Source organism: Arthrobacter sp. APC 3897, assembly GCF_030407495.1.
In the GTDB taxonomy this organism is placed as follows: domain Bacteria; phylum Actinomycetota; class Actinomycetes; order Actinomycetales; family Micrococcaceae; genus Arthrobacter_B.
Genome location: NZ_JASDDG010000006.1, coordinates 107,223 through 114,096 on the forward strand (window position 1 = coordinate 107,223; position 6,874 = coordinate 114,096).

Sequence of the window (6,874 nt, forward strand, 5' to 3'; positions counted from 1 at the left end):
AGTGCGGACCGATGTGCATCAGCCCCGTGCGGCCAACCGAGAGGAAAACATATGACCCCGGAGAACCTGACCAGCTTCATCGTCACCAACGGCCCCGTCTACACGAGCGACCCCGACAATGAATGGGCTGAAGCCTTTGCGGTCCGTGACGGCAGGATTCTGGCAGTGGGGGATGAAGCGGAGATACGCAGCCTGGTTAGCGGGGACACTCCGGTCATCGATCTCCGGGGCAGGCTGGCCATGCCCGGGCTGGTGGACGTGCATGCCCACCTGGGCCTGGGCGGCCGCCAGGCCGCCTTTGAGCTGCCGGTGCTGCCCACCGACACCAAGACGGTCATTTTCGAAAAAGTGCAGGCCTGGGCAGAGCGGCTGGCACCGGACGAGTGGATCACCGGCGGCATAGTTGGATCCACGGTGATGGATGACATCACTGCGGAGGACCTCCGTGCCCTGGATAAGGCGTCCGCCGGCCGTCCGGTCCTGCTGCGGGATGATTCCATGCACAACCGCTGGGTGAATTCACGGGCCCTGGAGCTGATGGGCGTGGATGGCACGACGGCGGATCCCGACGGCGGCACCTATGTGCGCGACGACGCCGGCCGATTGACCGGCGTCCTTCAGGAACTGGCCAGCCCGGTGGGCGAGGAGGCCGCGGCCGCTTCCATCGAAGACACCCCGGAGCGCCACGCCACGGCATTCCGCACCGCCGTGAAGATCCTCAACGGCTACGGAGTCACAGCCGTCCAGGAGGCAGCCACGATGGATTACGCCCTGGAAACCCTCGCCGGCATGGACCGGCGGGGCGAGCTCACTGCTCATGTGGTGGCATCCATGCCTTCGCGGCCGTTCATCGAGCCCGGCACCACCGGCGCGGCGCTCTACGACATCGGCGCACTGCACCGCACCGAACACCTGCACCCGGACTTCTCCAAATACGTGCTTGACGGCGTACCGATGACCCGAACCAGCGCCATACTCAACCCCTACCTGTGCAGCCACCACAGCCACGATCCGCAGCACACGGGCGCTCCGCTGTGGCAGCTGGACGAGCTGGTTGCCTCGCTGGAGGAACTGGTGGACCGCGGGCTGCACGCCAAGCTCCACGCCACCGGCGACGCCGCGGTCCGGCTGATCCTTGATGCGGTGGAACGCGTCCGTGCCTCGCGCGGTGACGGTCCGCTTTTCCAGATTGCCCATGTTGAGTACATTTCCGAGGCTGACCTTCACCGGTTTGCGGCGCTGGGCGTGGTGCCTGATGCCTCGCCCTACATCTGGTTTCCCTCAGTCATCCAGGAAAGCATCGCCAAGCAGATTCCCGCCGATGTCTTCAACAGTTCCTGGCCCCTCCGTGACCTGCTGCTGGACGGGGCACCCGTCAGCGGCGGTTCGGACTGGCCCTGTTCGGCCCCCACTCCGGACCCCTGGACCGGACTGGAGACCATGATTACCCGCCGAAACCCGGACCCCGCCGTCGCCGGCACACTCAACAGTGCGCAGGCACTGGACGTCCGCCAGGCCGTGGCTGCCTTTACCCGTCATCCGGCCGCCGCCATGGGACTGCAGGACCGGACAGGCATGCTGGCACCGGGGCTGTCTGCTGACTTTATCGTTCTGGACCGGAACATTTTCACCGTGGATCCCGGACAAATCCATGCCGTACAGGTGCAGGAGACCTGGTTCGAGGGCCGCCTGGTGCATGATGCAGCCGGAAAACCGGTGAGCGTGCCAGCGTAAGGGTCCCGGCGGCTCCCGGCACTAGGATGGCGAAGGGCAGGCGGCCGCGGGGGTCGGCGGCCGGGAAGGAAACATGCCCAAGATTGTGGACCACGACAGGCGCCGTGCCGAGATTGTCCAGACCACCTGGCGCGTGATCGCGCAGCGGGGGCTGGACGGAGCAACGCTGCGGGAGGTTGCAGCCGAGGCCGGCTATGCCAACGGCGCGCTCAAACCGTATTTTCCGGCCAAGGCGGACCTCATGGAGGCCACGTTCCGGCACGTTTTCGCCAGTACCAATGCCCGCATCGATGCGGCCACCGAGGGGTTGGACGGCTTAGAAGCCCTGCGGGCTTTTTGCCTTGAGGTGCTGCCCCTGGATGACAACCGGCTGGACGAGGCGCGGGTGGTGATCGCGTTCTGGCAGCAGGCCCTTCGCGATCCCGCCCAGGCCGAGGTCAATGACGCCGCCATGGCCCAGTGGAGGACGAACATCCGCGCCTGGCTGAACGCTGCCCACCGAACGGAGCGGACTACCGCACCGTTGAGCGCGGACAACGCCGCGGAAACCCTGCTCAGTTTCCTGCTGGGAACACAGGTGGCGGCGGTGTTCGATCCGGACTTCAACTCCCCGGACCAGCTCACGGACCAGCTGGACAGCCACCTGGCGCTGCTGCGCGGCTGAGGATGGCGGCCCGCGGGCGGGCCGTCTCCGTCTCCGTCCCCGTCCCCGTCTCCCTATCCGGGACTACTTGTCCGGGAATACTTATCCGGCAACCGAAGGAAATTCGACACATGGAGAAAAACTTCGACAACGGGCTCAAAAGCGCGTAGATTCCCTTTCACGTGACCTGCCTCACGGAACGTTCCGCGGCAGGCGGCGAAAGGAACCACAATGACCACCACGCTCCCGGAAGCTCCCCCGGCCTCCCCCGTGCCGTCGTCGGGCACTGTGGTCCGGGCACAGTCCTTCCCCCAGTGGAAGCGCCTGATCTCGGAGTCCTTCGTCCCCCTGGAAACGGCACCGGCCGGGAACCGCGCGGGGGCCGCCTTTGCCGGGCAGCTCACCAGCCATCAGCTCAGGGAACTGGCCATTGTCCAGGTGGACGCAATGGCACACGCCGTGGAACGCACGCCGGACCTCATTGCTGCCGGCGGATCAGGGTTCTACAAACTCAACCTGCAGCTTTCAGGCAGCGGAGTGCTGCGGCAGGGCGGCAGACAGACGGTGCTGACCACCGGTGAACTGGCGATCTATGACACCGGCCAGCCCTATACCCTGCGGTTCGACGAGAGCTTTTCCACCCTGGTGCTGATGTTCCCCAAGCATCTGGTGGGATTGTCACCGGAGCAGATGAGCGGCCTAACGGCCATTCCCCTGGGCAGGGAGCACCGGCTGGGGCGGGCGGTGGTTCCCTTCCTCACCCAGACCGCCCGCATGCTGCCCGAACTTGACGGGCCGATAGCGCACCGTCTCGCCATGAACACCGTGGACCTCCTGGCTACGCTGCTGGCTGACGAGGCATACTCCGGTCCGGCCGCCGAAAGCACGGGACAGGCCCGGATGCTGCGGCGCGTCCAGCTCTTCATCGACGGGCAGCTCTCCAATCCGGACCTCTCACCCAGCTATGTGGCTGCTGCGCACTACATTTCCACCCGCAGTCTGCACAAACTCTTCGAAGACAGCGGAACCACCGCAGCTGCCTGGATCCGCGGACGGCGGCTGGCCGGCGCCCGGCGTGACCTGGCCGATCCGTTGCTGGCGGACGTCCCCATCTCCGCCATCGGAGCACGCTGGGGCCTGCCTGACCCGGCACATTTCAGCCGCATCTTCCGTGCCGCACACGGCTGCTCCCCCTCCGCATACCGCCGGCGCAGCTGAGCCCCGAATTCCGGTCGAAGGCGGCTTCCATGCCCTGGCGCGGATTCCGGACGCACTCGGTGCACAGTTAGCCAACCAGTGCTCACTCAAAGCCAAGCGGACATAGTGTGGCGTGCCCCACAGTGGAATCAACCCCTCCGGGGTGCACCCGCTTCACCTCGTCCGTCAGGAGACACTGTGTCCTCTTCCCTCCAGCAGCAGCGCAGCCCCGGCACGGGCCTGGGCAAAAGGCGCCTGGGCGTTCCCGCCCTGGTCTTCATGATCATTGCCGCTTCCGCTCCGCTGACCGTTGTAGCCGGCGGCGTCACCAGCAACTACGCCGTTACCGGTCTGACGGGCATTCCACTGTCCTTTATTGTTCTGGGGGCCGTGCTGCTGCTGTTCACCGTGGGCTATTCGGCCATGAGCCGGCAGATACACAATGCCGGCGCGTTCTACGCCTACATTGCCCGGGGGCTGGGCAAGCCTGCCGGCGTGGGAGCAGCGTGGGTGGCCCTGATGGCATACAACGCCATGCAGATCGGGATCTACGGCATGTTCGGGTTCGCCCTGTCCTCCTTCATCAGCGGCCTCACCGGCGCTGAACCGGCCTGGTGGCTCTGTGCGCTGGCCGGCTGGGTGGTTGTTGCCGTGCTGGGCGTCAACAAGGTGGACCTGTCCGCCAGGGTGCTGGGCACCGTGGTGGCCCTGGAATTCCTGGTGGTCATTGTGTATGACCTCCTCTCCGTCGCCGGTGCCCCAGAGGGCATCAGCGCCGCCTCGCTAGCCCCGTCGGGTCTGTTCACCGCCGGCGTGGGCGCCGCCCTCGCGTTCAGCATCGCCGCGTTCATGGGTTTCGAGTCCGGTGCCATCTACAACGAAGAGGTCAAGGATCCCCGGAACACCGCACGCCGGGCCACCTTCATCGCCATCATGATCATTGCCGGCTTCTACGCCTTCTCGGCCTGGGCGATGTCCGTAGGCGAAGGTGACAGCCGGGTCATTGCCCGTTCCGCCGAGCTCGGCCCTGACCTGGTGTTCGTCTTCCTGGCAGAGCGGGTGCCGGCATGGGCGGTGGACCTCTCCTCGCTGCTGTTCGTGACCAGCCTGCTGGCGGCGCTGGTTGCCTTCCACAACGTCGTGGCACGCTACTTCTTCGCCCTGGGCCGCGAGGGCGTGCTCCCCCCGGCACTCGCCGCAACCAGCCGGCGGACCCAGGCCCCGGTGGTGGGATCGCTGGCGCAGTCCGGTATCGCCGCCGTCGTACTGGTTGCCTTCGCCGCGGCAGGCAACGGCTCCGAGGCAGGGCCGCTGTTCCCCGTGGTCACGCTGTTCACCTGGCTGACAAACATGGGCGCTTTTGGACTGGTGCTGCTGATGGCGCTGACGTCCTTTGCCGTGGTGGGATACCTGGGACGCCACGGCGCGGACTGCAGCACCTGGACACGGCTGCTTGCACCGACAACCGCGGGGATTGCCCTTATGGCATTGTTCGCCGTCATTGTGGCCAACTTCGATGTGCTCATTGGATTGGAGGAAGCCGGCACCCTGGGCTGGCTGCTCCCGGTTATCGTTCTGGCTCCCGGGTTGATCGGCATGCTGTGGGCGCTGGAACTTCGGCGCCGCCGGCCGAAGGTGTATGCCGGAATCGGCTACGGCGGCGAGGCCGGGGAACCCGCCGGTGAGCCAACGCGGGAGGCTGCTGTTCCGCCGCGCAGCTAACCGCACGGCAAAACCGCAGGGCGTGCACGTTTTGCCAAGCAGTGCTCACGCAAAGCCAACCGCCGGCACCATGGTGTGCGTCACAGTTAATGGAAGACCCCGGACACATCCAGCAAAGGAGCAGGACATGCCTGTTGCAGACACGACACTTTCCTCTTACCAGGACCTCCTGTCCGCCGTTTCGGCAACCGGGGAAGGCCGGGACATTCTGGATCCGGCAACCGGCGAAGTGGTGGGCAAAGCACCGGTCCACAGCGTGCAGGACCTGGACAAGGCGCTGTCCGCCGCCCGTGCCGCGCAGCCGTACTGGGCCGCGCTTGGCCACACCGGCCGGCGCGAGGCCCTGATGAAGGCGGCCGACGCCGTCGACGCCTCGGCCGAAGCACTCGCCGAGCTGCTCTCCCGTGAGCAGGGCAAGCCGCTGAACGGTCCCAATGCCCGGTTTGAGGTGGGCGGCGCCGCCGCCTGGCTCCGTGCCGCTGCGTCCTTTGACCTGGAACCCGAGGTTCTGGTGGACGACGACGGCGGGCGGGCCGAGCTGCACTACCGCCCCCTGGGCGTAGTGGGCGCGATCGGCCCCTGGAACTGGCCCATGATGATCAGTGTCTGGCAACTGGCACCGGCCCTGCGGATGGGCAACACCGTGGTGATGAAGCCGTCCGAATACACGCCGCTGTCCGTGCTGGCGCTGGCTGCCGTACTCAACCAGGTCCTTCCTGCCGACGTGCTGCACGTAGTCTCCGGGGGCCGCGACGTCGGGGAAGCCCTCTCCGCCCACCCGGACGTGGACAAGATCATGTTCACCGGTTCCACCGCCACCGGCAAGGCGATCATTCGGTCCTCGGCAGATACGGTGAAGCGCCTGACGCTGGAACTGGGCGGCAATGACGCAGGCATCGTGCTGCCTGACGCTGATCCAAAGGCCATCGCCCAGGATCTGTTCTGGGGCGCGTTCATCAACACCGGCCAAACCTGCGCTGCGATGAAGCGGCTCTATGTGCACGAGGACCTCTATGACGACGTCTGCGAAGCGCTGACCGAGGTGGCAGCGGGCATGCCGATGGGCGTGGGCCTGGACGAGAACAACGTGCTGGGTCCGCTCCAGAATGAAGCGCAGTACAACATCGTGGCGGACCTGGTGGAACAGGCCAAAGCCTCCGGCGCCCGTGTGCTGCTGGGCGGCAATCCGGAACCCGGGCAGCCCGGTTACTTCTATCCCGCCACGCTGATCGCGGATATCGACCCGGCCAATGCGCTGGTGGTCAACGAACAGTTTGGGCCCGCGCTCCCCATCATCCGCTACTCCACCGTGGACCAGGCCGTGGAATGGGCCAACAGCCTGGACGTTGGCCTGGGAGCCTCAGTGTGGGGCACAGACAAGGAAGCTGCCCGCGAGGTTGCCGCCCGGATCGAGGCCGGCACCGTGTGGATCAACAAGCACGGCACCGTGGACCCGCGTATCCCGTTCGGCGGTGCCAAGCAATCCGGTTACGGCCTGGAGTTCGGAGTCGAAGGGCTCAAGCACCTCGGCTCCCCGCAGGTCATCAGCTACTAGCCGCCAACCTCCTCCCCCCCCAA

The 6,874-nt window shown here is 66.2% G+C and carries 5 protein-coding genes; all 5 read left to right on the top strand.

What is annotated here, in order from left to right:
* Positions 1 to 51: 51 nt before the first annotated feature.
* The 5 genes from QMA10_RS04900 (at position 52) to QMA10_RS04920 (ending at position 6,851) form a co-directional block, all read left to right on the top strand.
* Positions 52 to 1,734 (top strand): amidohydrolase, encoded by a 1,683-nt coding sequence (locus tag QMA10_RS04900; RefSeq protein ID WP_290166625.1) that lies wholly within the window; start codon positions 52 to 54, stop codon positions 1,732 to 1,734.
* Positions 1,735 to 1,807: 73 nt separating this feature from the next.
* Positions 1,808 to 2,398, top strand: coding sequence for a TetR/AcrR family transcriptional regulator (locus QMA10_RS04905; RefSeq protein WP_290166626.1), 591 nt, complete (start codon positions 1,808 to 1,810; stop codon positions 2,396 to 2,398).
* 210 nt (positions 2,399 to 2,608) lie between these two features.
* Positions 2,609 to 3,595: a helix-turn-helix domain-containing protein gene (locus tag QMA10_RS04910; RefSeq protein WP_290166628.1), complete on the top strand. Its 987-nt coding sequence runs from the start codon at positions 2,609 to 2,611 to the stop codon at positions 3,593 to 3,595.
* A 177-nt stretch (positions 3,596 to 3,772) separates the two neighbouring features.
* A complete protein-coding gene (locus tag QMA10_RS04915; RefSeq protein ID WP_356833774.1) occupies positions 3,773 to 5,296 on the top strand; it encodes an APC family permease in 1,524 nt (507 codons plus the stop codon).
* Between the two features lie 127 nt (positions 5,297 to 5,423).
* On the top strand, positions 5,424 to 6,851 hold the full coding sequence (locus tag QMA10_RS04920; protein WP_290166629.1) for an aldehyde dehydrogenase family protein: 1,428 nt from the start codon (positions 5,424 to 5,426) through the stop codon (positions 6,849 to 6,851).
* Positions 6,852 to 6,874: the final 23 nt, after the last annotated feature.